Annotated in this window: 22 protein-coding genes; 13 read left to right on the top strand and 9 right to left on the bottom strand. The window is 61.2% G+C overall.

Going from position 1 to position 22,292, the window contains the following annotated elements:
• The first annotated feature begins 63 nt into the window (after nucleotides 1-63).
• The 11 genes from rsfS (at nucleotide 64) to PSEBG33_RS03560 (ending at nucleotide 10,569) form a co-directional block, all read left to right on the top strand.
• On the top strand, nucleotides 64-558 hold the full coding sequence (rsfS, locus tag PSEBG33_RS03510; RefSeq protein ID WP_003176298.1) for a ribosome silencing factor: 495 nt from the start codon (nucleotides 64-66) through the stop codon (nucleotides 556-558).
• A 9-nt stretch (nucleotides 559-567) separates the two neighbouring features.
• Nucleotides 568-1,035, top strand: coding sequence for a 23S rRNA (pseudouridine(1915)-N(3))-methyltransferase RlmH (gene rlmH / locus PSEBG33_RS03515; protein WP_003176297.1), 468 nt, complete (start codon nucleotides 568-570; stop codon nucleotides 1,033-1,035).
• A 15-nt stretch (nucleotides 1,036-1,050) separates the two neighbouring features.
• Complete coding sequence (gene mrdA, locus PSEBG33_RS03520; protein ID WP_005791763.1) at nucleotides 1,051-2,949, top strand: penicillin-binding protein 2; 1,899 nt, start codon at nucleotides 1,051-1,053, stop codon at nucleotides 2,947-2,949.
• A 31-nt stretch (nucleotides 2,950-2,980) separates the two neighbouring features.
• Entirely contained in the window at nucleotides 2,981-4,084 is a 1,104-nt protein-coding gene (rodA, locus tag PSEBG33_RS03525) for a rod shape-determining protein RodA (protein ID WP_050549432.1), read from the top strand.
• 17 nt (nucleotides 4,085-4,101) lie between these two features.
• On the top strand, nucleotides 4,102-5,112 hold the full coding sequence (gene mltB, locus PSEBG33_RS03530) for a lytic murein transglycosylase B (protein WP_005791758.1): 1,011 nt from the start codon (nucleotides 4,102-4,104) through the stop codon (nucleotides 5,110-5,112).
• Complete coding sequence (locus PSEBG33_RS03535; protein WP_005791756.1) at nucleotides 5,112-6,116, top strand: septal ring lytic transglycosylase RlpA family protein; 1,005 nt, start codon at nucleotides 5,112-5,114, stop codon at nucleotides 6,114-6,116. Before mltB ends, PSEBG33_RS03535 begins: the two co-directional genes overlap by 1 nt.
• A 180-nt stretch (nucleotides 6,117-6,296) precedes the next feature.
• Nucleotides 6,297-7,454 (top strand): D-alanyl-D-alanine carboxypeptidase family protein, encoded by a 1,158-nt coding sequence (locus PSEBG33_RS03540; protein ID WP_005791754.1) that lies wholly within the window; start codon nucleotides 6,297-6,299, stop codon nucleotides 7,452-7,454.
• 85 nt (nucleotides 7,455-7,539) lie between these two features.
• The gene (locus tag PSEBG33_RS03545; protein WP_005791752.1) at nucleotides 7,540-7,821 is read left to right on the top strand and encodes a DUF493 domain-containing protein; all 282 of its coding nucleotides are present in this window, start codon (nucleotides 7,540-7,542) and stop codon (nucleotides 7,819-7,821) included.
• On the top strand, nucleotides 7,821-8,468 hold the full coding sequence (lipB, locus tag PSEBG33_RS03550) for a lipoyl(octanoyl) transferase LipB (protein WP_005791750.1): 648 nt from the start codon (nucleotides 7,821-7,823) through the stop codon (nucleotides 8,466-8,468). The genes PSEBG33_RS03545 and lipB overlap by 1 nt, the downstream gene beginning before the upstream one ends.
• Before the next feature lie 25 nt (nucleotides 8,469-8,493).
• Entirely contained in the window at nucleotides 8,494-9,495 is a 1,002-nt protein-coding gene (lipA, locus tag PSEBG33_RS03555; protein ID WP_161794304.1) for a lipoyl synthase, read from the top strand.
• Nucleotides 9,496-9,648: 153 nt separating this feature from the next.
• Nucleotides 9,649-10,569 (top strand): S66 peptidase family protein, encoded by a 921-nt coding sequence (locus PSEBG33_RS03560; protein WP_005791747.1) that lies wholly within the window; start codon nucleotides 9,649-9,651, stop codon nucleotides 10,567-10,569.
• A 68-nt stretch (nucleotides 10,570-10,637) separates the two neighbouring features.
• Here the strand turns inward: PSEBG33_RS03560 and PSEBG33_RS03565 are convergent, their stop codons facing one another.
• The 5 genes from PSEBG33_RS03565 to leuS form a co-directional block, all read right to left on the bottom strand.
• Nucleotides 10,638-11,963: a lytic murein transglycosylase gene (locus PSEBG33_RS03565; RefSeq protein ID WP_005791745.1), complete on the bottom strand. Its 1,326-nt coding sequence runs from the start codon at nucleotides 11,961-11,963 to the stop codon at nucleotides 10,638-10,640.
• 62 nt (nucleotides 11,964-12,025) lie between these two features.
• The gene (arfA, locus tag PSEBG33_RS03570; RefSeq protein ID WP_003176285.1) at nucleotides 12,026-12,190 is read right to left on the bottom strand and encodes an alternative ribosome rescue factor ArfA; all 165 of its coding nucleotides are present in this window, start codon (nucleotides 12,188-12,190) and stop codon (nucleotides 12,026-12,028) included.
• A 214-nt stretch (nucleotides 12,191-12,404) separates the two neighbouring features.
• Entirely contained in the window at nucleotides 12,405-13,442 is a 1,038-nt protein-coding gene (gene holA, locus PSEBG33_RS03575; RefSeq protein ID WP_005791737.1) for a DNA polymerase III subunit delta, read from the bottom strand.
• 39 nt (nucleotides 13,443-13,481) lie between these two features.
• Nucleotides 13,482-14,087 carry an LPS assembly lipoprotein LptE gene (gene lptE, locus PSEBG33_RS03580; RefSeq protein ID WP_005791734.1) on the bottom strand — a complete coding sequence of 202 codons (606 nt, stop codon included), beginning with the start codon at nucleotides 14,085-14,087 and terminating at the stop codon, nucleotides 13,482-13,484.
• An 89-nt stretch (nucleotides 14,088-14,176) separates the two neighbouring features.
• On the bottom strand, nucleotides 14,177-16,783 hold the full coding sequence (leuS, locus tag PSEBG33_RS03585; protein WP_005791732.1) for a leucine--tRNA ligase: 2,607 nt from the start codon (nucleotides 16,781-16,783) through the stop codon (nucleotides 14,177-14,179).
• 261 nt (nucleotides 16,784-17,044) lie between these two features.
• Here leuS and PSEBG33_RS29835 point away from each other — a divergent pair, with 261 nt between their 5' ends.
• Both PSEBG33_RS29835 and PSEBG33_RS03595 read left to right on the top strand, forming a co-directional pair.
• Nucleotides 17,045-17,362 carry a hypothetical protein gene (locus tag PSEBG33_RS29835; protein WP_005791730.1) on the top strand — a complete coding sequence of 106 codons (318 nt, stop codon included), beginning with the start codon at nucleotides 17,045-17,047 and terminating at the stop codon, nucleotides 17,360-17,362.
• 97 nt (nucleotides 17,363-17,459) lie between these two features.
• Nucleotides 17,460-18,221: a YdcF family protein gene (locus tag PSEBG33_RS03595; RefSeq protein WP_005791728.1), complete on the top strand. Its 762-nt coding sequence runs from the start codon at nucleotides 17,460-17,462 to the stop codon at nucleotides 18,219-18,221.
• A 42-nt stretch (nucleotides 18,222-18,263) separates the two neighbouring features.
• On the opposite strand, the gene lnt is transcribed toward PSEBG33_RS03595, so the two are convergent.
• From lnt to PSEBG33_RS03615, 4 genes are read right to left on the bottom strand one after another with little or no spacing between them, the layout of a single operon-like run.
• Nucleotides 18,264-19,787, bottom strand: coding sequence for an apolipoprotein N-acyltransferase (gene lnt / locus PSEBG33_RS03600; RefSeq protein ID WP_005791726.1), 1,524 nt, complete (start codon nucleotides 19,785-19,787; stop codon nucleotides 18,264-18,266).
• 8 nt (nucleotides 19,788-19,795) lie between these two features.
• Nucleotides 19,796-20,635 carry an HlyC/CorC family transporter gene (locus PSEBG33_RS03605; RefSeq protein ID WP_005791724.1) on the bottom strand — a complete coding sequence of 280 codons (840 nt, stop codon included), beginning with the start codon at nucleotides 20,633-20,635 and terminating at the stop codon, nucleotides 19,796-19,798.
• 42 nt (nucleotides 20,636-20,677) lie between these two features.
• A complete protein-coding gene (gene ybeY, locus PSEBG33_RS03610; RefSeq protein WP_005791722.1) occupies nucleotides 20,678-21,136 on the bottom strand; it encodes an rRNA maturation RNase YbeY in 459 nt (152 codons plus the stop codon).
• Nucleotides 21,129-22,133, bottom strand: coding sequence for a PhoH family protein (locus PSEBG33_RS03615; protein ID WP_005791720.1), 1,005 nt, complete (start codon nucleotides 22,131-22,133; stop codon nucleotides 21,129-21,131). The genes ybeY and PSEBG33_RS03615 overlap by 8 nt, the downstream gene beginning before the upstream one ends.
• Between the last annotated feature and the right edge of the window lie 159 nt (nucleotides 22,134-22,292).

Here is a 22,292-nt window from a genome sequence, read left to right as displayed (position 1 = left end):
GGCGCGCTTGAACGCACGAACCGTGCAGCAAGCGCCCGAACATACGAGCAAAACGAGTTTTATATGACGAACAAAGACGTAAGCAAAGTTAAGCGCAAAGGCACCTTCAAAAGCGCACCGCTGCCGGTTGAAGCCCACGTGGGCCCGGAATTGGCTGGCGAAGAGCTGGTGAAAGTGGCCGTGGCCGCCCTGGAAGACGTTAAGGCCCAGGACATCCAGGTGCTGGACGTACGCGACAAGCAAAGCATCACCGACTTCATGATCATCGCTACCGGTACTTCCAACCGTCAGATCGGCGCGATGCTCGACAAGGTTCGTGAAGCCGTCAAAGCCCAGGGCGTGAAGCCTCTGGGTGAAGAAGGCAAGGGCGACAGCGACTGGGTACTGCTGGACATGGACGATGTGATCGTTCACATGATGACCTCCAACGCCCGCCAGTTCTACGACCTGGAGCGTCTGTGGAAAGGCGCCGAGCAGAGCCGTGCCGCCGATGGCAAGCACCACAGCCCGGAAGTGGGCCACGCGCACTTCGACAAGCTCAACAAAGACCAGGAATAAGGAACGGCTGTGCGCCTGCGTCTGATCGCTGTCGGTTCACGCATGCCCAAGTGGGTGGAAGAAGGCTGGCACGAGTATGCCAAGCGTCTGCCCGCTGAGCTGTCGCTTGAACTGGTGGAAATACCGCTCAATACCCGGGGCAAGAACGCCGATGTGGCGCGCTTTATCCGCCAGGAAGGCGAAGCCATGCTGGCCAAGGTCGGCCCCAACGAGCGTATCGTCACTCTCGAAGTGCACGGCAAGCCCTGGAGCACCGAGCAGTTGGCGGTGGAACTGGATCGCTGGCGCCTGGATTCGCGTACGGTCAACTTCATGGTCGGTGGCCCCGAGGGGCTGGCGCCGGAAGTCTGTGCGCGAGCCGATCAGCGCTGGTCGTTGTCGGCGCTGACATTGCCGCACCCGTTGGTAAGGATTCTGATCGGTGAACAGCTGTATCGCGCCTGGACAGTCCTGTCCGGGCACCCTTACCACAAATAGTCTGCGCCGCCCCCGATGACCCAGCCGATCCGCATCAAGGACCACGAGAAAGACGCACGTCTGGTACGCGCGCGGGTGGTGTTCGGTGCGATTTTGGTGGTGGTGCTGATGTGTGTGCTGATTGCGCGTCTGTATTTCCTGCAGGTGATCCAGTACGACTATCACTCCACGCTGTCGGAAAACAACCGGGTGCATGTGCAGCCGATTCCGCCGACCCGTGGGCTGATCTTCGACCGCAATGGCGTGGTGGTCGCGGATAACCGCCCCAGCTTCAGCCTGAGCATGACCCGTGAGCGTTCCGGCGACTGGCAGCAGGTGCTCGATGTGATTGTCGAGGTGCTGCAACTGACGCCGGAAGACCGGGTGATCTTCGAGAAACGCATGAAGCAGGGGCGCCGGCCGTTTGAGCCGGTGCCGATCCTGTTCGAGCTGACCGAAGAGCAGATCGCCCGAATCGCCGTGAACCAGTTCCGTCTGCCGGGTGTGGAAGTGGTGGCGCAGTTGGTGCGCCACTATCCGCAAGGGGCGCACTTTGCCCACTCGGTCGGCTATATGGGGCGGATCAACGAGAAAGAGCTTAAAACCCTCGACCCGGTCAATTACAGCGGCACCCATCATATCGGCAAGACCGGCATCGAGCGGTTCTACGAGCCCGAGCTGCACGGCCAGGTGGGTTACGAAGAAGTCGAGACCAACGCCCGCGGCCGCGTCTTGCGCGTGCTCAAGCGTACCGACCCGATACCGGGCAAGGACATTGTGCTGAGCCTGGACATCAAGTTGCAGGAAGCTGCCGAGATGGCCCTGGGGGGCCGGCGTGGTGCCGTGGTGGCGCTGGACCCGAAGACCGGCGAAGTGCTGGCGATGGTCAGTCAGCCGAGTTTCGACCCTAACCTGTTCGTCACCGGCATCAGCTTCAAGGCCTACGCCGAGTTGCGCGACTCCATCGATCGACCGCTGTTCAACCGTGTATTGCGCGGCCTGTATCCACCGGGTTCGACCATCAAGCCGGCGGTGGCGATCGCCGGCCTGGACTCCGGTGTAGTCACGGCCTCCAGTCGGGTCTATGACCCCGGCTACTACATGCTGCCCAACTATGATCACAAATACCGCAACTGGAACCGCTCCGGTGACGGCTATGTCGACCTGGACACCGCGATCATGCGCTCCAACGACACCTATTTTTACGACCTGGCCCACAAGCTGGGGATCGATCGCCTGTCTGCCTACATGGGCAAGTTCGGCCTCGGTCAGAAAGTCTCTCTGGACATGTTCGAAGAGTCTCCCGGCCTGATGCCGTCGCGGGAATGGAAGCGTGCGACGCGCCGTCAGGCATGGTTCCCGGGTGAAACCCTGATCCTGGGGATCGGCCAGGGCTATATGCAGGCCACGCCGCTGCAACTGGCCCAGGCCACGGCGCTGGTGGCCAATAAAGGCATCTGGAACCGGCCGCACCTGGCCAGGACCATCGAAGGCGAAAAGCCGGTAGACGACAACCCGATTCCCGACATTGTGCTGCGCGACCCGTCCGACTGGGCCAAGGTCAACCACGGCATGCAGCAAGTCATGCACGGCGCACGGGGTACCGCACGCAAGGCGGCAGCCGGCGCGCAATACCGCATCGCCGGCAAGAGTGGTACGGCCCAGGTGGTCGCGATCAAGCAGGGCGAAAAATATGACCGTTCCAAGGTTCAGGAGCGTCACCGCGACCACGCCTTGTTTGTCGGCTTCGCCCCGGCTGACGACCCGAAAATCGTGGTCTCGGTGATGGTCGAGAACGGTGAGTCCGGCTCTGGCGTCGCGGCGCCCGTGGTGCGGCAGATCATGGATGCCTGGCTGTTGGCCGAGGATGGCAAGCTCAAGCCCGAGTATGGCGGCCCCCCATCAAGCCCCGAGGTTACGGCCCGTGAAGAGTAATTTTGACCGCATCCTCTCCAGCGAGGATGTGATGCGTCGCCGTGCGACGTTGCTGCAACGCATGCACATTGATGGGCCGCTGCTGATCCTGCTGCTGACCTTGGCGGCCGGCAGCCTGTTCGTGCTGTATTCGGCCAGCGGCAAGAACTGGGACCTGTTGATCAAGCAAGCGTCCTCGTTTGGCCTGGGCCTGTTGTCGATGGTGGTGATCGCCCAGCTTGAACCGCGCTTCATGGCGCGTTGGGTGCCGCTGGGGTATGTCGCCGGCGTGTTGCTGCTGGTGGTGGTGGATGTCATGGGCCATAACGCCATGGGGGCCACGCGCTGGATCAACATTCCCGGGGTGATTCGCTTCCAGCCGTCGGAATTCATGAAGATCCTGATGCCGGCTACCATCGCCTGGTACTTGTCCAAGCGCACCTTGCCGCCACAGCTCAAGCACGTGGTGATCAGCCTGCTTCTAATCGGCGTGCCGTTTATTCTGATCGTGCGCCAGCCTGACCTTGGCACCTCATTGCTGATTTTGGCCGGTGGCGCGTTCGTGCTGTTTATGGGCGGCTTGCGCTGGCGCTGGATCCTCAGCGTGCTGGCCGCTGCCGTCCCCGTGGCCGTGGCCATGTGGTTCTTCTTCATGCACGACTATCAGAAGCAACGGATCCTGACGTTCCTCGACCCGGAGAGCGACCCGCTGGGCACCGGCTGGAACATCATCCAGTCCAAGGCAGCCATCGGTTCCGGCGGCGTATTCGGCAAAGGCTGGTTGCTGGGCACCCAGTCCCATCTGGACTTCTTGCCCGAGAGTCATACCGACTTCATCATCGCGGTGATGGGCGAAGAGTTCGGCCTGGTGGGCATTTGCGCCTTGTTGTTGATCTATCTGCTGTTGATTGGTCGCGGCCTGGTGATTACCGCCCAGGCGCAGACGCTGTTCGGTAAATTGCTTGCCGGCAGCCTGACCATGACTTTTTTTGTTTACGTTTTCGTCAACATCGGTATGGTCAGTGGCCTGCTGCCGGTGGTTGGGGTGCCGTTGCCATTCATTAGCTACGGCGGAACTTCGCTGGTGACATTGCTGTCAGCGTTTGGGGTTTTGATGTCGATTCATACGCATCGCAAGTGGATCGCACAGGTTTGAATAAGGTGAAGATGTCAATGCAAGTAATGCGCGGCTGGGCGACTCGGCATGCGACCTGGATGGGCCTGATTGGGCTGCTGGGGGCAACGCAAGAGGCGCAGGCCGGTGACTACGATGGTTCACCCCAGGTCGCCGAATTTGTCGGTGAGATGACCCGCGACTACGGTTTTGCCGGCGAGCAACTGATGGGCGTGTTCCGCGAAGCCCAGAAAAAGCAGGCGATCCTCGACGCCATTTCCCGCCCCGCCGAACGCGTGAAGCAGTGGAAGGAATATCGCCCGATGTTCCTTACTGACGCACGTATTGCCCGCGGCGTGGACTTCTGGCGTCAGCATGAAGCCGTCCTGGCCCGCGCCGAGCAGGAATACGGCGTGCCGGCCCAGGTCATCGTCTCGATCATCGGCATTGAAACGTTCTACGGCCGCAATACCGGCAGCTACCGGGTGATCGACGCCTTGTCGACCCTGGGCTTCGATTACCCTCCGCGTGCCGAATTCTTCCGCAAGGAGCTGCGCGAATTCCTGCTGCTGGCCCGCGAAGAACAGGTCGACCCGATGACACTCAAGGGCTCGTACGCCGGTGCGATGGGCTTGCCGCAGTTCATGCCGAGCAGCTTTCGCGCCTATGCGGTGGACTTTGACGGCGACGGCCATATCAATATCTGGAGCAACCCCGACGATGCCATCGGCAGCGTGGCCAGCTACTTCAAGCGTCACGGCTGGGTTGGCGGCGAACCGGTGGTTATCCGCGCCGATGTCACAGGTGAGCGCGCCGATGAAGGCTTGACCCAGGGTATCGAGCCGGTCAAGACCGTCGGGGAGTTGCGAGCGCTGGGCTGGTCGAGTCAGAATGCGCCACGCGACGACATGCCGGTGACGGCATTCCGCCTGGAAGGTGCAAACGGCCCGGAATACTGGATGGGCCTGAAGAATTTCTACGCAATCACGCGTTATAACCGCAGTGTGATGTACGCCATGGCCGTGCATCAGCTGTCAGATGAGCTGGTTCAAGCACGGGGCAACAAGTAATGCGGGTATCGCCGTTCAAAAAACCGCTCAAGCTGGTGGCGTTCGCCGCGTTGTCCTTGCTGGTTGCCAGTTGCTCCACCACCCCTAACCGTGCGCCTGCCAAGAAGGCCGGCGGCGCGGTGGTGCGCGCCCAGCCGGGCCTGGACATCAACCGTGCGCACAAAGATGGCGCGCCGTGGTGGGATGTGGATGTCTCGAAAATCCCGGATGCCACGCCGACCCTGCATACCGGCCCCTACAAGGCCAACCCCTATACCGTGCTGGGCAAGAATTACTTCCCGCTGCAGGAATCCAAGACCTACGTGCAGTCCGGCACCGCGTCCTGGTACGGCACCAAGTTTCATGGCCAGAACACCGCCAACGGCGAAGTGTATGACCTGTACGGCATGAGCGCGGCCCACAAGACCCTGCCGTTGCCCAGCTATGTTCGCGTTACCAACCTCGACAACAACCGCACGGTGATCCTGCGGGTCAACGACCGCGGGCCGTTCTATTCGGACCGGATCATCGACTTGTCCTACGCTGCCGCCAAGAAGCTTGGCTACGCCGAAACCGGCACCGCACGGGTGAAAGTCGAAGGCATCGACCCGGCGCAGTACTGGGCCCAGCGCGGCAAGCCGGCGCCGTTGATGCTCAACGAACCGGCAACCCCGCAACCGCAAGTGACGGCCTCGACCGGCAAGATCGAGCAGTGGACGCCGCCGCCGGCGCAACATGCTCCGGATACCGTCGTCGTTCCTCATGCAGCACCGGGCGCCTCGATGGTGGGCGGGCAATACCTGCAGGTCGGCGCTTTCGCCAACCCGGATGCGGCAGAACTGTTAAGGTCCAAGCTCAGCGGTATGGTCAGCGCGCCGGTCTTCATCAGCTCCATCGTGCGTAACCAGCAAACGTTGCACCGTGTACGCATGGGCCCGATCGGTTCGCCAAGTGAAGTGGCGCAAGTGCAGAACAGCGTGCGCCTGGCCAACCTGGGGCAACCCAGTGTGGTCACCGCAGAATAAGTAACGGATTGATGGCTCAGGTGCGCCCGCGCGCTTGAGTCCAGGTTGTTGGCTCGTTGAACAATAAAAACCCAGGGGCAAGGGGTGAGCGGGCAACCGAACACGTGACAGTCTGGAAGCGGGCTGTCTGAATAGTTTTGCCCGCGAGGGCAAGTTTCCATAAGCAATTTCGAGAGACGGATGAACATCACCACCTTAGCCAAACGCACGTGCCTGCTTATCTCGCTGATCATCACCCCGGCCGCCTGGGCGGTTGAAATGGTGCCGGCCTCCCCGCAACTGGCCGCCAAGTCGTGGGTCCTCATGGACGCCGCCAGTGGCAACGTGCTGGTCGAAAACGGCGGTGATGTACGCCTGCCGCCAGCCAGCCTGACCAAGCTGATGACTGCCTATATCGCGACCCTGGAAATCCGTCGCGGCCAGATCGGCGAGAACGACCCGGTCACCGTCAGCGAAAACGCCTGGCGTACCGGTGGTTCGCGGATGTTCATCAAGGTCGGCTCGCAAGTCACCGTCAGTGACCTGTTGCACGGCATCATCATCCAGTCCGGCAACGACGCCAGCGTCGCCCTGGCCGAGCACATCGCCGGCAGCGAAGATGCGTTCGCCGACGTGATGAACAAGACTGCAGCCGACCTGGGCATGACCAACAGCCACTTCATGAACCCGACCGGCCTGCCGAACCCAGAGCATTATTCGTCGGCTCATGACATGGCAATCCTGGCGCGCGCGATCATCCGCGTTGACCCGGTGCACTACGCGATCTACTCCCAGAAGGAATTCTTCTGGAACAACATCAAGCAGCCTAACCGCAACCTGCTGCTGTGGCGCGACAAGACCGTCGACGGTCTGAAAACCGGCCACACCGACGAAGCCGGCTACTGCATGGTGTCGTCCGCTGTGCGTGATGGTCAGCGCCTGATCGCCGTGGTATTCGGCACCAACAGCGAGCAGGCCCGTGCGGCCGAGACGCAAAAACTTTTGACCTACGGTTTCCGCTTCTTCGAAACCCAGACCTTCTACCAGAAGGGTGCCGAGCTTGCGACCGCGCCGGTATGGAAAGGCGCCACCTCGCAAGTCAAGGCCGGCCTGGCCGACGACCTGACCCTGACCATGCCTAAAGGCCAGCTGAAAAAGCTCGCCGCCAGCATGACCCTGAACCCGCAATTGGTTGCCCCAATCGCCAAGGGCGACGTGATCGGTAAAGTCGAAGTCAAGCTGGACGACAAGGTGGTGCACAGCGCCGACCTGATCGCGCTGGACGCTGTCGAGGAAGGTGGTATCTTCCGCCGCGTATGGGATAGCATCCGTCTATTCTTCTACGGCTTGTTCAACTGATTGTGTGCACCTGCAAAGCCCCGCGTTGATCCAGCGCGGGGCTTTGCCCGTCGCCACGGCTTAGCGCTTACGAGGCTGTTCTGCCATGACCGATAAAGACGTAGAAGTAAAGGCGCCAAAGATCGAATTTCCAGTGACGGATTATCCCGTCAAGGTGATCAGCGATACCGGTGTCGGCCGCAAGGACAAGATTCTCGAAATCGTCAGGAAACACGCGACGATCAACGACAACCGCGTGGACGAGCGTCAAAGCTCCACCGGCAAGTACACCACGATTCAGTTGCACATCGTTGCGACCGATCAGGACCAGCTCTACAACATCAACAGCGAACTGCGGGCCACCGGCTTCGTGCACATGGTGCTGTGATGTCGCACGTTCTGGGCTTTCGCGAGCTCGGCCAGATGGCCTACGAGCCGGTCTGGCATGCCATGCAGCGCTTTACCAACGAGCGCGGCACCTCGGCCCCGGATGAAATCTGGCTGGTGGAACATCCGCCGGTATTCACCCAGGGGCAGGCCGGCAAGGCCGAGCATTTGTTGCTTCCGGGTGATATTCCGGTGGTGCAGGTCGACCGGGGTGGCCAAGTGACTTACCATGGCCCAGGGCAATTGGTGGCTTACCTGTTGCTGGATGTGCGCAAACTGGGTTTTGGCGTGCGCGATCTCGTCAGCCGCATGGAGGCTTGCCTGATCGAGCTGCTGGCCAGTTACGGCGTAACCGCCGCGGCCAAGCCCGATGCACCCGGTGTGTATGTAGACGGCGCGAAAATCGCCTCTCTGGGGCTGCGTATTCGCCACGGTTGTTCCTTTCACGGCCTGGCCTTGAACGTGGACATGGACCTGGCGCCGTTCCGACGGATCAACCCGTGCGGTTATGCCGGGCTGGCGATGACCCAACTGAGCGATCATGCCACACCGATTAAATTTGCCGAGGTTAGTGCCCGGCTGCGCGTGCAGCTCGTCAAACACCTCGACTATGCAGAGCAGACGACCCTGACGGGCGGAATCGATTGATATGACTACTGATGTTGTGCAAACCATGATCCCGACGCTGGACATCACTGAGCGTCCAGCCCCGGCCCCGCGTGCCAAGGTGGAAGCCGGCGTCAAGCTGCGCGGCGCCGAGAAGGTTGCACGCATCCCGGTCAAGATCATCCCGACCACCGAACTGCCGAAGAAACCCGACTGGATTCGCGTGCGCATCCCGGTTTCGCCGGAAGTCGACCGTATCAAGTCCCTGCTGCGCAAACACAAACTGCACAGCGTATGCGAAGAAGCGTCCTGCCCGAACCTGGGTGAATGCTTCTCCGGCGGCACCGCCACGTTCATGATCATGGGCGACATCTGCACCCGTCGTTGCCCGTTCTGCGACGTCGGCCACGGCCGTCCGAAACCTCTGGACGTCAACGAGCCGGAAAGCCTGGCCATCGCCATTGCCGACCTGAAACTCAAGTATGTGGTGATCACCTCGGTTGACCGTGACGACCTGCGTGACGGCGGTGCCCAGCACTTTGCCGACTGCATCCGCGAAATCCGCAAGCTGTCGCCGAACGTGATGCTCGAAACCCTGGTGCCGGACTACCGTGGCCGTATGGACGTGGCGCTGGAAATCACCGCCGCCGAGCCGCCGGATGTGTTCAACCACAACCTGGAAACCGTACCGCGCCTGTACAAGGCTGCGCGTCCGGGTTCGGACTACCAGTGGTCGCTGACCCTGCTGCAGAAATTCAAGCAGATGATGCCGCACATCCCGACCAAGTCCGGCTTGATGCTGGGCCTGGGCGAGACTGACGAAGAAGTCATCGAAGTCATGAAGCGTATGCGCGAACACGACATCGACATGCTGACCCTGGGCCAGTACCTGCAACCATCGCGCAGCCACTTGCCGGTGCAGCGTTTCGTGCACCCGGACACCTTCGCCTGGTTCGCCGAGGAAGGTTACAAGATGGGCTTCAAGAACGTGGCGTCGGGCCCGTTGGTGCGTTCTTCGTACCACGCCGATGAGCAGGCCAAGCTGGTCAAGGCAAGCCTGGTTTCCTAAGCCGCCCCCAGAATCAATGTGGAATGCTGGCTTGTGCGGGAGCTGGCTTGCCTGCGATAGCATCACCTCGGTGTCACTGATACACCGAGGCGCTTGCATCGCAGGCAAGCCAGCTCCCACATTTCGTTCTGCGTCATATAGGGAGAACCATGGATGACCGCCGCCGTACCTGCACTGCGCCCCGAAGGCACCATCGGCCTGATCGCCCCCGCCGGCCCCGCTGCGCTGGATGTTGAAAAAGCCGGGCAATGGATGCGTGCCCGTGGCTACCAATTGCACATTTTCCCTGGGGTGTACGAGCACGACGGCTACCTGGCCGGCAGCGATGAAGTGCGCCTGCGCGACCTGCACGCCGCCTTCGCCAACCCCGACGTCGATGCCATCTTCTGCCTGCGCGGCGGCTACGGTACGCCACGCTTGCTCGACGCGCTGGACTTTGACCTGCTGCGCGCCAACCCCAAACCATTCGTGGGTTACAGCGATATCACCGCCTTGCACCTGGCGATCAACCGTTACGCCGGCTTTGTGACATTCCACGGGCCGATGCTCAATGCCGACCTGCTGGGCGACAAGCAACAACCGACTGAATCCTCCCTGTTCAGCCTGCTGCGTGGCCAACTGGGCGCCGGCAGTGTGCTTGCGCACCCGGTGGCCTACCCGTTGACCACCATCGAGCCAGGCATCGCCTGCGGGCGCTTGCTGGGCGGCAACTTGTCGATGATTGCGGCGGTGATGGGCACTCCATACGAAATCGGCGCCGAAGGCATCATCCTGTTTATCGAGGACGTCAACGAGCCGCTTTATCGTATCGACCGCCTGCTGACTCACCTGCGCCTGGCCGGCACGCTGGCCCAGGTCGCGGGTGTGCTGGTAGGGGATGTGGCGGGTGTGGATAACGGGGCGCTGGAGCGGTTGCTGAAGCAGACTTTCGAGCCGCTGTGCGTTCCGGTGCTGGCCGGCTGGCGCAGTGGGCATTGCGACCCCAACCTGACGTTGCCAATGGGCGCTTTGGTGCGCTTGGATGCGGGGGAGCAACGGGTGGTGTTGGAGCAGGATGTAGTGTTCAACCCCTGAGTTTTTTACAGTCTGCTAAACCGCAATCGGGGGCTTGCCCCCGATGGCGGTAGTTGCCCTAAGCAGATCTATCGGTCCTGCAGTGATTCCAGCAACTTCACCGTCGGATACCCATCCGCCGGCCAGCCCAACGCCAGCTGCGCCGCGCGAATCGCCTTGCGCGTATTGGCGCCGATAATCCCGTCCGGGTTACCGGCGTCATAGCCCTTGGCGCTGAGCGCCGTTTGCAGGTCGATACGCTGTGAGCGGCTCAGCGGCAGTTCATCTTTGGGCCAACTGCCACGAATCACACCGCCGCCGCCAAATCGCTCCGATAGCAAGCCAACCGCCAATGCATAGGACGACGAATTGTTGTACTTGAGGATGGCGCGGAAGTTATCCAGTACCAGGAATGCCGGGCCACGGTAGCCAGCCGGTAACAGCAGGGCGGCGGACAACTGGTCGACATTGGCCGGCAGGCTCACGCCAGGGGGGAGTTGGATGCCCAGTTGCAGCCATTGCGCCACGGTCTTGCGCACGCCGCCATCGGCCAGGCTGTAGTCGAAGCCCGATGGCAGCGGCTGCACTTCAACGCCCCATGGCTGGCCTTTCTGCCACCCGGAGCTTTGCAGGTAATGCGCCGTGGAGGCGAGGGCGTCGGATGGGCTGTTCCAGATATCGCGACGACCATCACCGTCAAAGTCCACTGCATGGGTGTTATAGGTGGTCGGGATAAACTGCGTCTGGCCCATCGCACCAGCCCAGGAACCTTTCATCTGGTCGGCTTGAATATCACCATGCTGGATGATCTGCAGCGCTGCCAGCAGCTGCGCCTGGGCAAAGGCCGGGCGACGGCCTTCATAGGCCAGGGTGGCCAGGGAGCGGATCACCGAATTATTGCCCTGGAACGCGCCGAAGTTGCTCTCCATGCCCCACACCGAGACCAGTGCCTGGCGGTCGACGCCATAGCGCTGTTCGATGCTTTGCAGAATATCGGCGTACTTGACCAGCAGCGCCTGACCATTGCGCACACGCACCGGTGACAGGGCGCCGTCGAGGTATTCCCACACCGGGCGGGAAAATTCCGGTTGGCTGCGGTCGGCGCGAATCACCGCCATATCAGGGGTAACGCCGGCAAAAGCGTTATCGAACACAGCCGCAGTGATCCCGGCTTGCAGCGCTTGCGCACGGAAGCCAGCCTGCCATTCGGCAAAGGTCTGGGTCGGCTGGATATCAAGATTATCCACTGCCAAGGGGGCAACCACAGCCGGTGCGATAGCCGGTGCCGTCTGGAGCTTGGGCAGGGGCTGAGCGTCCGCGGCGGTAGGTTTTTCCGCGCAGGCGACAAGCAGAATGAGGCTGGAGGCAGCGATCAATTGGCGTAGGTGCCAACGACGAGAAAGACTAGAGGGCATGCACAGGTCCAGGGGGTTACAAATCAGGTACAGACCTTATCATGCCAGAGGGGCGCTTGCCTTCAGGCAGCCAGAAAGTAAGAAGCCTCCCAGCTATTAGACTGGAAGGCTTCGCGGCGGTAGCTGCCTTTGCCCTTGCCGGCGCGTTCCTGACGGCTGCGGAACAGTGGCTGGGCGATGATGGATTTGGCCTTGTTGGGGCCATGCTTGGATGGCTTTTTGCTCATGGTGTCTAGTCTCTGTGGGTGGTGGAGCGGGCAAATAATCTGCCTAAGTTGAGCGGCTGTAAAGCCCCGCGAAGTGTAGGAAAGGTACGCAGGTCAAATGTGGGAGGCGGCTTGCTCCCGATAGCGGTACATCAGTGAAACATAAATTCCTGACACACTGCCATCGGGAGCAAGCCCCCTCCCACATTGGATCTATGGTGTTTTCAAGAGAGGGTTATTCGGCTGGCAGGGTGAGGCGCTGGCCGGCCATCAATAGCGACAAACGGCTCAGGCTCATCCACGGCGAGCCGGCGGCCTGGCCCTTGATCTGCGCATCGATGCGTTGCGCTTCCAGCAACAGTTGCGCCCAGCGTTGCGCCGAGTGCCGTTGCAGGGCTTTGCTCATCAGCGGTTTGCGCTTGTCCCACACCGGTGGCCTGGCCTGGCTGAAGCATTTGTCCAGCGGTGTGCCCTGGCTGTATTGCAAGGCGATATTCGCCAGTACTCGCAGCTCCCGGGCCAGGGCCCAGAGGATCACCGGCGGTTCCACCCCTTCGCCACGCAAGCCTTCAAGCATACGCAGCGCGTGGGCAGGCTCACCGTTGAGGATCGCATCGACCAGGCCGAACACATCAAAGCGAGCGCTATCGGCCACTGCGCCTTGTACGGTTTCGACGGTGATCTGCCCATCCTCGGCCATCAGCTTGAGCTTTTCGATCTCCTGGGCGGCGGCAAGCAGGTTGCCCTCGACCCGGGCGGCGATCAGCTCCACGGCATCTTGTGTCGCCGCCAGCCCCGATTGTGACAGGCGCTGACGAATCCACTGCGGCAACTGGTTGCTGTCCACAGGCCAGATCTGGATGAACTGGGTTTGCGCACCTTCTACCAGTGCCTTGCCCCACTTGGTTTTCTGCGCGCTGCCGTCGAGCTTGGGCAGGCTGATCAGGAGCACGGTGTCTTCGGCAGGGCGCGAGCAGTATTCCATCAGCGCCGCCGCACCTTTGTCGCCCGGCTTGCCCGAGGGCAGGCGCAGCTCCAGCAAGCGCTTTTCGGCAAACAGCGACATGCTCGCGCCGGCTTGCAGCAGGGTGCCCCAGTCGAAACTGGCGTCAGCACTGAATACCTGGCGTTCATCGAAACCTTGCTGGCGCGCGGCAGTGCGGATAGCGTCGGCCGCTTCCTGGCACAGCAACGGGTCATCACCGCTGACGATATAGACAGGCGCGAGGCCACCTTGCAGGTGTTTGGCGAGTTGGGCGGGGGCGAGTTTCATAGGCAGGGCGAACGGGGCGCCAGGGGCGCCCCGTCTGGTTTACTCGACAGGAACTTCAACAGGCGATTGTTTCGGCGTGTTGTCTTCATACTCTTGCGCGGCTTTCAGGGCATCGGCGTCAGCCTTGGCCTTGTTGTCGGCGGTTTGCTGCAGAGCGGCGAGCTTTTCCGGGGTCAGCATTTGCAGGCGAGTCATCATGCGCTGGATCAGCTCACGACGCATTTCCTTGCGCACCTGGAGGGTCTCGGAGTCCGAACCCACCAGGTTATTGCCATCGTGGCTCACGACTTTCTGCACCTGGATCTTGTCACCCATCAGCGGCAACTGATCGCGACCCTGTACTTCGAAGTAGAGCGCAGTGTTCAACTCCACATCGGACGCACGGCCAGCACTGGCGTAGCTGATATTGCGCTGGGTTTCTCTCTCATCCGTCAGGATCAGTTTGTAGGTCGCACCGTTGTACACGTGCACGCCGCTGTTCTCCAGGGTCTGGCGCAGCTGGGTGACGGTTTCGCCGTAGGCGTTGCGGGCGCTGACGTCGAGTTCCTTGAGCGACAGCTCGTTGGTGCCGGTGCCGCGCAGCTGGAAGCCGCAAGCGCTCAGCAGCACGGCAAGGCCCATAACCAGCAGATTGCGTTTGATCATTTTGTTGCTCCCCTTGAAACCAGGTGGGCCTTATCCAGGCCCTAAAGGTTTAGTTCGGCGCAGGGCCCAAGCCCCGCGCCCGATCCGATTTAGCTGGCGACGATGTTGACCAGTTTGCCGGGCACCACGATCACTTTGCGGATCGTCAAGCCTTCGGTAAAGCGCAGCACGTTTTCGTTGATGCGCGCAGCCGCTTCGACCTCTTCACGGCTGGCACTGGCCGGCATGTCGATCTGGCCGCGCAGTTTACCGTTAACCTGGATGACCAGTTGCAGCGTGTCCTGAACCAGGGCGCTGTCATCCTGTACCGGCCAGGCGGCATCGATGACGGCGCCGCTGTGGCCCAGGCGGTTCCACAGGTCGTGGCTGATATGCGGCGTGATCGGTGCGAGCAGCAGGGTAACCGTTTCCAGGCCCTCGTGAATCAGCGCGCGATCAAGTTCGGTGGCCTGCGGGGCTTTTTCCAGCACGTTCATCAGTGTCATCACCTGGGCGATGGCGGTGTTGAACTTGTGGTTCTGCCCTACGTCCAGGCTCGCCTGGCGGATGGCCAGGTGAGTGCTGCGACGAATGGCTTTCTGCTCGTCGTTCAAGGCCGCGACGTCCAGCTTGCCCGGCAAGCCCTGGCTGACATGGGCATGGGCCAGGCGCCAGACGCGCTTGAGGAAGCGGTGCGAGCCTTCGACGCCGGAGTCGGACCATTCGGCGCTCATGTCGGGCGGCGAGGCGAACATCATGAACAGGCGGCAGGTATCGGCGCCGAACTGGTCGATCATCGACTGTGGGTCGACGCCGTTGTTCTTGGACTTGGCCATCTTCTCGGTGCCACCGATTTCCACCGGCAGGCCGTCGGCTTTCAGTTTGGCGCTGATCACCTTGGCTTTGCTGTCACGCTCAAGTTCGACGTCCGCCGGGTTGAACCAGGTGTAGGCGCCATTGGCTTCGCGACGATAGTAGGTGTCGGCGATCACCATGCCCTGGGTCAGCAGGTTCTTGAACGGCTCATCGGAGCTCACCAGGCCTTCGTCACGCATCAGCTTGTGGAAGAAGCGCGCGTACAGCAGATGGAGAATGGCGTGTTCGATACCGCCGATGTACTGATCAACCGGCAGCCAATGGTCGGCTGCGGATTTCTCCACCAGACCACCTTCATAGTGCGGCGAGGCGTAACGGGCGTAGTACCAGGAGGACTCCACGAAGGTGTCCATGGTGTCGGTTTCACGCTTGGCCGGTGCGCCGCATTTCGGGCAGTTGCACTCGTAGAACTCGGGCATGCGCGCCAATGGCGAGCCAGCGCCATCCGGCACTACATCTTCAGGCAGCACGACCGGCAGTTGGTCTTCCGGTACCGGTACATCGCCACAGGTTTGGCAGTGGATGATCGGGATCGGGCAGCCCCAGTAGCGCTGGCGGCTGATACCCCAGTCGCGCAGGCGGAACTGGGTGCGCGAGGCACCGAGGTTCTTCTTGATCAGCGCGACTTCGATGGCGTCGAAGGCGCCCTGGAAGTCCAGGCCGTCAAATTCGCCGGAGTTGATCAGGGTGCCGTGCTCGCCGTAGGCGTCTTGCCACGGGGCTGGGTTGGTGTCGCCCGAGCTGGTACGTACTACCGACTTGATCGGCAGGCTGTATTTGGTGGCGAATTCGAAATCGCGCTCGTCGTGGGCCGGCACGGCCATGACGGCGCCGTCGCCGTAGTGCATCAGCACATAGTTGGCGACCCATACCGGCAGTTTCTCGCCGGTCAGCGGGTGCTCGACGAACAGGCCGGTCGGCAGGCCTTTTTTCTCCTGGGTGGCGACGTCGGCTTCCGCCACGCTGCCGCCCTTGCATTCGGCGATGAACGCCTGCAGCTCGGGGTTGTTCTGTGCAGCCTGGGTGGCCAGCGGGTGTTCGGCGGCGACCGCGACGTAAGTCGCGCCCATCAGCGTATCCGGACGGGTGGTAAAGACTTTCAGGGCGCCCGCTTCGCCGATGGAATCGACGTTATACGGGAACTGCACTTCCATGCCCTTGGATTTGCCGATCCAGTTGCGCTGCATGGTCTTGACCTGTTCAGGCCAGCCCGGCAGGTCGTCGAGGCTCGACAACAGTTCATCCGCGTAGGCGGTGATCTTGAAGTAGTACATCGGGATTTCGCGCTTTTCGATCAGCGCGCCGGAGCGCCAGCCGCGACCGTCGATGACCTGCTCGTTGGCCAGTACGGTCTGGTCGATCGGGTCCCAGTTCACGGTGCCGCTCTTTTTGTAGATCACACCTTTTTCGAACAGGCGCGTGAACAGCCATTGTTCCCAACGGTAGTAGTCCGGCTTGCAGGTGGTGACCTCGCGGGACCAGTCCACCGCCAGGCCCAGGCTGCGCAGCTGGGTCTTCATGTAGGCGATGTTTTCGTAGGTCCACTTGGCGGGCGCCACGTTGTTTTTCATCGCGGCGTTTTCCGCCGGCATACCGAAGGCGTCCCAACCCATGGGTTGCAGGACGTTTTTGCCGAGCATGCGCTGGTAGCGGGAAATCACGTCGCCGATGGTGTAGTTACGCACGTGCCCCATGTGTAGCTTGCCGCTGGGGTAAGGGAACATCGATAGGCAGTAGTAAGTCTCCTTGCCTGGCTGTTCGCTGACTTCAAAGGACTTTTGCTCGTCCCAGAAGGTTTGTGCGGCATTTTCTATTTCACGGGGCTGATATTGTTCGTGCATGGCTACTTTTGAACTGAATAGGGGTGGCCTAATCCTCTTCGGTGCATAGTCCGGGTTGTTCGACACCAGAAAGTGGCGCGTCCGTGCCCAAACCCTGCGGGAAGTGGAGTTACAGGAAGCGCCGTAGCATACATGACCCCACTCTATCGAGGGAAACCCTGATTGCGCGGCAAGGGCCGTCTGTCGCGGCACCGGGCAGGTGCAGCAACGGGGGCTACGCTGTTTATTGGGGAGCAAGTATTTCTTCAATGAGGTGAGGGGATGGTTGAATCGCAGCGAACTCTAACGAAACCGCAATTGTATGAAGGACTGATCGACCGTTTGGGTCGGGCATTGGATGCTGCAAGAACCGCAGGCCGATTGCGTGATGAGCGGCCTCTGGAGCTGGAGTTGCGAGGCTTGAGCCAGGCAGAGCTTGAATTGATCAGGACTTACCTGGAGTTGAATCAACACCGCGCCTCTCATGGGCAGGCCTCCCCGCCAGCCCAGGAGCCTCCTCGTTCGGCCAAGGTCATTTGGCTCAAAGACTTGGCGGCCGGTCGCGGCCCGGAAAGGTCCCGGTCCGTACGGTGCAAGTGAAGCACAGTACTATCCATTAACGTTGTCGAAACAGGCTGGTAAAGATTGTCGCTTGATCGCGTTGCATTTAGGCTTCGGGCATCTTTGGAGATGCCCGATGCCTTTTCGTTATTTCATCAAACAATTGCTGTTGCCGCCCGGCATTTTTTTGTTGTTGTTGGCGTGTGCCTGGTGGTTTCGCCGTAGCCGCCCGCGCCTGGCCGGGGTGTGCTTTGCCCTGGGGCTGGGCGGGATGTGGTTGATCAGCCTGCCGGTGATGGTGCAATGGGGCGCCCGTGCGCTTGAGACAGCGCCGCCATTGGCTCGCGAAGACTGGGCCACGCTCGCCCAGCGCGCCGATGCGATTGTGGTGTTGGGCTCCGGGCGCGAGCGTGGGGACATCGCCTGGGGCAGCGACCAGCCCACCGGCGTTGGTCTTGAGCGTGAGCGTTATGCGGCGCGACTGGCCAAGGCGTCAGGGTTGCCGGTGCTGACCAGCGGCGGTTTGCATTACGGCACGCCGCCCAGTGAAGCCGAACTGATGGCCGTTTCGATGCAGGATGACTTTGGCGTCAGCGTGCGCTGGAAGGAAGAGCGCAGCCGTACCACCTGGGAAAACGCCCAGATGAGCGCCGAAATTCTGCTGCCCCAAGGCATCAAGCGTGTGGTGGTGGTGACGCAGGCCTGGCATATGCCGCGTTCGGTGTGGAGTTTTGAGAAAGCCGGTTTCACCGTGGTGCCTGGGCCGGTGGGCTTTCTGGGTGTAGACCATGGCCGGCCGCTGGGCGGGTGGATGCCGGAGGTCAAGGCGGTGTGGCAGAGCGGGCAGTTGATCAATGAAGCGGTGGGGCAGGTGGGGTATCGGTTGTTCTACCGGTAGGTGCAACACAGGAAATCAATTGTGGGAGCTGGCTCCCACAGGTCAGAGCGTTTTGGACATCCGCCCAGCCAGCAGCGCCCAGCCAAACAACCCCAGGCACACGATGATCAACGGCCACGAACGCCACTGCAGGTACGGCGTGAGGTTGTGCATCGGTACCACTTCGCCGTAAAGAATGCCGCGCTCGAACTGCGGGATCTGTGCGGTGATCTGCCCAAACGGGTTTATCAGCCCGGTCACGCCGTTATTGGTGGCGCGGATCATCCAGCGCCCGGCTTCCAGTGCACGCATCTGCGCCATTTGCAGGTGCTGCAATGGGCCGATGGAGCGACCGAACCAGGTGTCGTTGCTGATAGTCAGCAGCAGGTCGCTCTGGGCCGACAGGCCGGCAGCGAATTCCGGGTACACCACTTCATAGCAAATGAACGGCGCAATCTGATAGCCCTTGGCCTGAAGCATGGCCTGGTCTGAAGGGCCACGGGCGAAGTCCGACATCGGCAGGTCGAAGAACGCAATCAGCCCGCGCAGCATGTCCTGCAACGGCACGTATTCGCCAAACGGCACCAGCTTTTGCTTGAGATAGGTGCCGTCACCTTCGCCGACTACGGTAATGCCATTGAAGTAGCGCTTCTCATGGTGCACTTCCTGGCGAATCGGTACCCCGGTAATCAGTGCGGTGTTCCGGTCGGCGGCAAACTTGCCCATCATGCCCAGGTAGCCCTCGACCGACTCCTTGAGTACCGGCACGGCGGTTTCCGGCCATACCAGCAGGTCGACACGCTTGGAACTCAGGCTCATGTCGCGGTACAGCGCCAACTGTGCATTGAGCTGGTCGGGGTCCCACTTCATGCTTTGCTCGACGTTGCCCTGGATGGCGGCGACGCTTAGCGGTTCGCCGGAGGGCGAGGTCCAGGCGTGGTGCTTGAGCGCCAGGCCGATGGCCCAGGGGGCGACCAGCAACACCAGGCCCGCACCAATGAAGGCGTTGCGCTTGCTTGCCAGCAGGCGCGGCAGGTTGCACAGCAGGGCTGCCGTGAGTGCCAGCGCGAAGGAAATCAGCCACATTCCGCCCAGCGGCGCGAGGCCGGTCAGCGGGCCGTCGAGTTGGCTGTAACCGGAGTACAACCAGGGGAAACCGGTGAGGAACCAGCCACGAAATGCTTCCTGGCCAACCCATAACGCGGCGAAGGTCAGGGCATCCGCCAATGGTGCTTCATTGCGGCGCAGCCAGCGCGCCCACAACCAGGCGGGCAGGGCAAAGAACCAGGCGATGGCGGCGGTAAACAGCAGCATCAGGAACCCCGCCAGCAACACCGAAGCGCCGCCGAAGTGGTGAATGCTGTAGTAGATCCAGCTGGTGCCGGCGCCAAACAGGCCGAAACCGAAACACCAGCCGCGGCCCAGGGCCTGGCGGGGTGTCAGCTCCCGCAGGCCGATATAGAACAGGCCGACCGCTACCAGAGCCAACGGCCAGATATCGAACGGCGCCAGCGCCAGGGTAGTGATGGCGCCGGCCACCACGGCCAGCAAGTTACCGGGCCAGCCGGGGCGGTTCAGGCGCTGCATGTCATTCCTTAGCGGGCAATAGGTGTCAAACGGATCAGATGGATACGACGACTATCGGCATTCAAAATGCGGAAGCGATAGGCGCCAATCTCGGTGGTTTCGTTACGCTTGGGCAGATGCCCGAACGCACTCATCACCAGGCCGCCGACCGTGTCGAACTCATCGTCGGAGAATTCGCTGTCGAAGAACTCGTTGAAGTTCTCGATCGGCGTCAGCGCCTTGACCAGGAAGTCACCGCTGGGCAGCGGCTTGATGTAGCTGTCTTCTTCGACGTCGTGCTCGTCTTCGATATCGCCGACGATCTGTTCCAGCACGTCTTCGATGGTCACCAGGCCAGCCACGCCGCCGTATTCGTCGATCACAATGGCCATGTGATTGTGGTTGGCGCGAAATTCGCGCAGCAGCACATTCAGGCGCTTGGATTCAGGTACGAAGGTGGCCGGACGCAGCAGGTCCTTGATGTTGAAGCTGTCGCCATTCTCCTTGAGGATCAGCGGCAACAGGTCCTTGGCCAGCAAAACACCCATGACATCATCATGGCTTTCACCGATCACCGGGTAGCGCGAGTGCGCCGAGTCGATCACGGCCGGGAGGAATTCCCGTGGGGTCTGGGTCGCCTTGATGCTGATCATCTGCGAGCGCGGGACCATGATGTCCCGTACTTGCAGGTCAGCCACCTGGATGGCGCCTTCGACGATGGCCAGCGCTTCGCTGTCCAGCAACTTGTTCTGGTGGGCCTCGCGCAGCAGCTCCAGCAGCTCCTGGCGGTTTTTCGGCTCGTGGGCAAAAGCCTGGGTCAGTTTACCCAGCCATGACTTCTGCCCGTTGCTCGATCGGTCTTCGCTCATAGCGATTACTCTAAATCCTTTGATATGACAGTTGAGTGTTGATCAGCTTTCGTCGTCTGCGTACGGGTCGCGGTGACCCAGTTCGGCAAGCAACGTTCGTTCCAGTGCTTCCATTTCCTCGGCTTCATCATCGTCTATATGGTCGTAACCCAAGAGATGCAAGCAGCCGTGGATGACTAGATGGGCCCAATGGGCCTCAAGTTCCTTGCCTTGTTCCTTTGCCTCGCGCTCGACCACCTCGACGCAGATCACCAGATCGCCCAGCAGTGGGATATCCAGCAACTCGTCGGGTACGTCGGCGGGGAAGGACAGCACGTTGGTCGCGTAGTCTTTTTGACGCCAGGTGTGGTTCAGCTCGCGGCCTTCGGGCTCATCCACCAGACGAATGGTCAGTTCCGAATCTGCGGTGCGCTGGCGCAGGGCCAGGGTGCACCAGTGCCGGAACTGTGCTTCGCTGGGGGCGGGCGCTTCGGTGGCAAGCTGCAGGTCTAGCTCAAGCATCGCCGCGAACATCCCTGGCCGGTGCGTCATCCTTGTGGTCGAAACGCTCATAGGCTTCTACGATGCGCTGCACCAGCGGGTGACGCACCACGTCCTTGGGCATGAAATGCGTGAAGCTGATGCCCGGCACATCCTTGAGTACCTCGATCACCTGCGCCAGCCCCGACTTGGTGCCCTTGGGCAGGTCGACCTGGGTGACGTCACCGGTGATCACGGCGGTAGAGCCGAAACCGATGCGGGTGAGGAACATCTTCATCTGCTCGACGGTGGTGTTCTGGCTTTCGTCGAGGATGATGAAGCTGTTGTTCAAGGTGCGGCCACGCATGTAGGCCAGCGGGGCGATTTCGATCACCTGGCGCTCGATCAGCTTGGCCACGTATTCAAAGCCGAGCATCTCGTACAGCGCGTCGTAGAGCGGGCGCAGGTACGGGTCGATCTTCTGGGCCAGGTCGCCGGGCAGGAAGCCGAGCTTTTCACCCGCTTCGACCGCCGGGCGCACCAGCAGGATGCGCCGCACTTGCTCGCGCTCCAGGGCATCCACCGCACAGGCGACGGCCAGGTAAGTCTTGCCGGTACCGGCTGGGCCGATGCCGAAGTTGATGTCGTTGCCGAGGATTTCCTTGACGTACTTCTGCTGATTCAAGCCGCGTGGGCGAATCATGCCTTTTTTGGTACGCAGGGCCACGCTGGCTTCGGCCACCGGGTTGTTGGCCAGGTCCTCCACGGCTGATTCCTGCAGGTACAGGTGCACCGTCTCCGGCGACAGCTCACTACCCTTGGTTTCGCGGTAGAGGCGACGCAGCAGGTTTTCTGCAGACGTGGTGTGTTGGGGTTCACCAATGAGCTCGAACTGATTGCCGCGGTTGCGGATCTCGATGCTCAGGCGTTGTTCGATCAGGCGCAGGTGCTCGTCGAACTGTCCGCACAGGTTGGCGAAACGGCGAGCCTCAAACGGCTCGAGGAGAAAACGATGGGGTTCTGCTATGGGTGCGTTCAAGGTTGCTTTTAGCCGCCCTTTGGCTGATGAGGTGAGAGAGAGAATAACGCCAGGCGCCGGTGTGCGAAAGCACTTAAATAGCCTGGCCCCACTCTCGATAACCATGAAGAACTCCTGTGGGAGCTGGCTTGCCTGCGATAGCGGTGGGTCAGTTGGCAC

This window comes from Pseudomonas synxantha BG33R (assembly GCF_000263715.2).
Classification (GTDB): domain Bacteria; phylum Pseudomonadota; class Gammaproteobacteria; order Pseudomonadales; family Pseudomonadaceae; genus Aquipseudomonas; species Aquipseudomonas synxantha_A.
The sequence above is the reverse complement of the archived record's forward strand: the minus strand, read 5'-3'. Positions and strand labels throughout refer to the sequence as shown.

Bases quoted from the DNA above. Each gene is read 5' to 3' on its own strand.
- mltB (WP_005791758.1), top strand. From the start codon at position 4,102: ATGCAAGTAATGCGCGGCTGGGCGACTCGGCATGCGACCTGGATGGGC.
- PSEBG33_RS03540 (WP_005791754.1), top strand. From the start codon at position 6,297: ATGAACATCACCACCTTAGCCAAACGCACGTGCCTGCTTATCTCGCTG.
- leuS (WP_005791732.1), bottom strand. From the start codon at position 16,783: ATGCACGAACAATATCAGCCCCGTGAAATAGAAAATGCCGCACAAACC.
- PSEBG33_RS03560 (WP_005791747.1), top strand. From the start codon at position 9,649: ATGACCGCCGCCGTACCTGCACTGCGCCCCGAAGGCACCATCGGCCTG.
- PSEBG33_RS29835 (WP_005791730.1), top strand. From the start codon at position 17,045: ATGGTTGAATCGCAGCGAACTCTAACGAAACCGCAATTGTATGAAGGA.
- PSEBG33_RS03595 (WP_005791728.1), top strand. From the start codon at position 17,460: ATGCCTTTTCGTTATTTCATCAAACAATTGCTGTTGCCGCCCGGCATT.
- mrdA (WP_005791763.1), top strand. From the start codon at position 1,051: ATGACCCAGCCGATCCGCATCAAGGACCACGAGAAAGACGCACGTCTG.
- PSEBG33_RS03605 (WP_005791724.1), bottom strand. From the start codon at position 20,635: ATGAGCGAAGACCGATCGAGCAACGGGCAGAAGTCATGGCTGGGTAAA.
- PSEBG33_RS03545 (WP_005791752.1), top strand. From the start codon at position 7,540: ATGACCGATAAAGACGTAGAAGTAAAGGCGCCAAAGATCGAATTTCCA.
- lipB (WP_005791750.1), top strand. From the start codon at position 7,821: ATGTCGCACGTTCTGGGCTTTCGCGAGCTCGGCCAGATGGCCTACGAG.
- lipA (WP_161794304.1), top strand. From the start codon at position 8,494: ATGATCCCGACGCTGGACATCACTGAGCGTCCAGCCCCGGCCCCGCGT.
- lptE (WP_005791734.1), bottom strand. From the start codon at position 14,087: ATGATCAAACGCAATCTGCTGGTTATGGGCCTTGCCGTGCTGCTGAGC.
- rsfS (WP_003176298.1), top strand. From the start codon at position 64: ATGACGAACAAAGACGTAAGCAAAGTTAAGCGCAAAGGCACCTTCAAA.
- holA (WP_005791737.1), bottom strand. From the start codon at position 13,442: ATGAAACTCGCCCCCGCCCAACTCGCCAAACACCTGCAAGGTGGCCTC.
- PSEBG33_RS03535 (WP_005791756.1), top strand. From the start codon at position 5,112: ATGCGGGTATCGCCGTTCAAAAAACCGCTCAAGCTGGTGGCGTTCGCC.
- rodA (WP_050549432.1), top strand. From the start codon at position 2,981: ATGCGTCGCCGTGCGACGTTGCTGCAACGCATGCACATTGATGGGCCG.
- arfA (WP_003176285.1), bottom strand. From the start codon at position 12,190: ATGAGCAAAAAGCCATCCAAGCATGGCCCCAACAAGGCCAAATCCATC.
- lnt (WP_005791726.1), bottom strand. From the start codon at position 19,787: ATGCAGCGCCTGAACCGCCCCGGCTGGCCCGGTAACTTGCTGGCCGTG.
- PSEBG33_RS03565 (WP_005791745.1), bottom strand. From the start codon at position 11,963: ATGCCCTCTAGTCTTTCTCGTCGTTGGCACCTACGCCAATTGATCGCT.
- ybeY (WP_005791722.1), bottom strand. From the start codon at position 21,136: ATGCTTGAGCTAGACCTGCAGCTTGCCACCGAAGCGCCCGCCCCCAGC.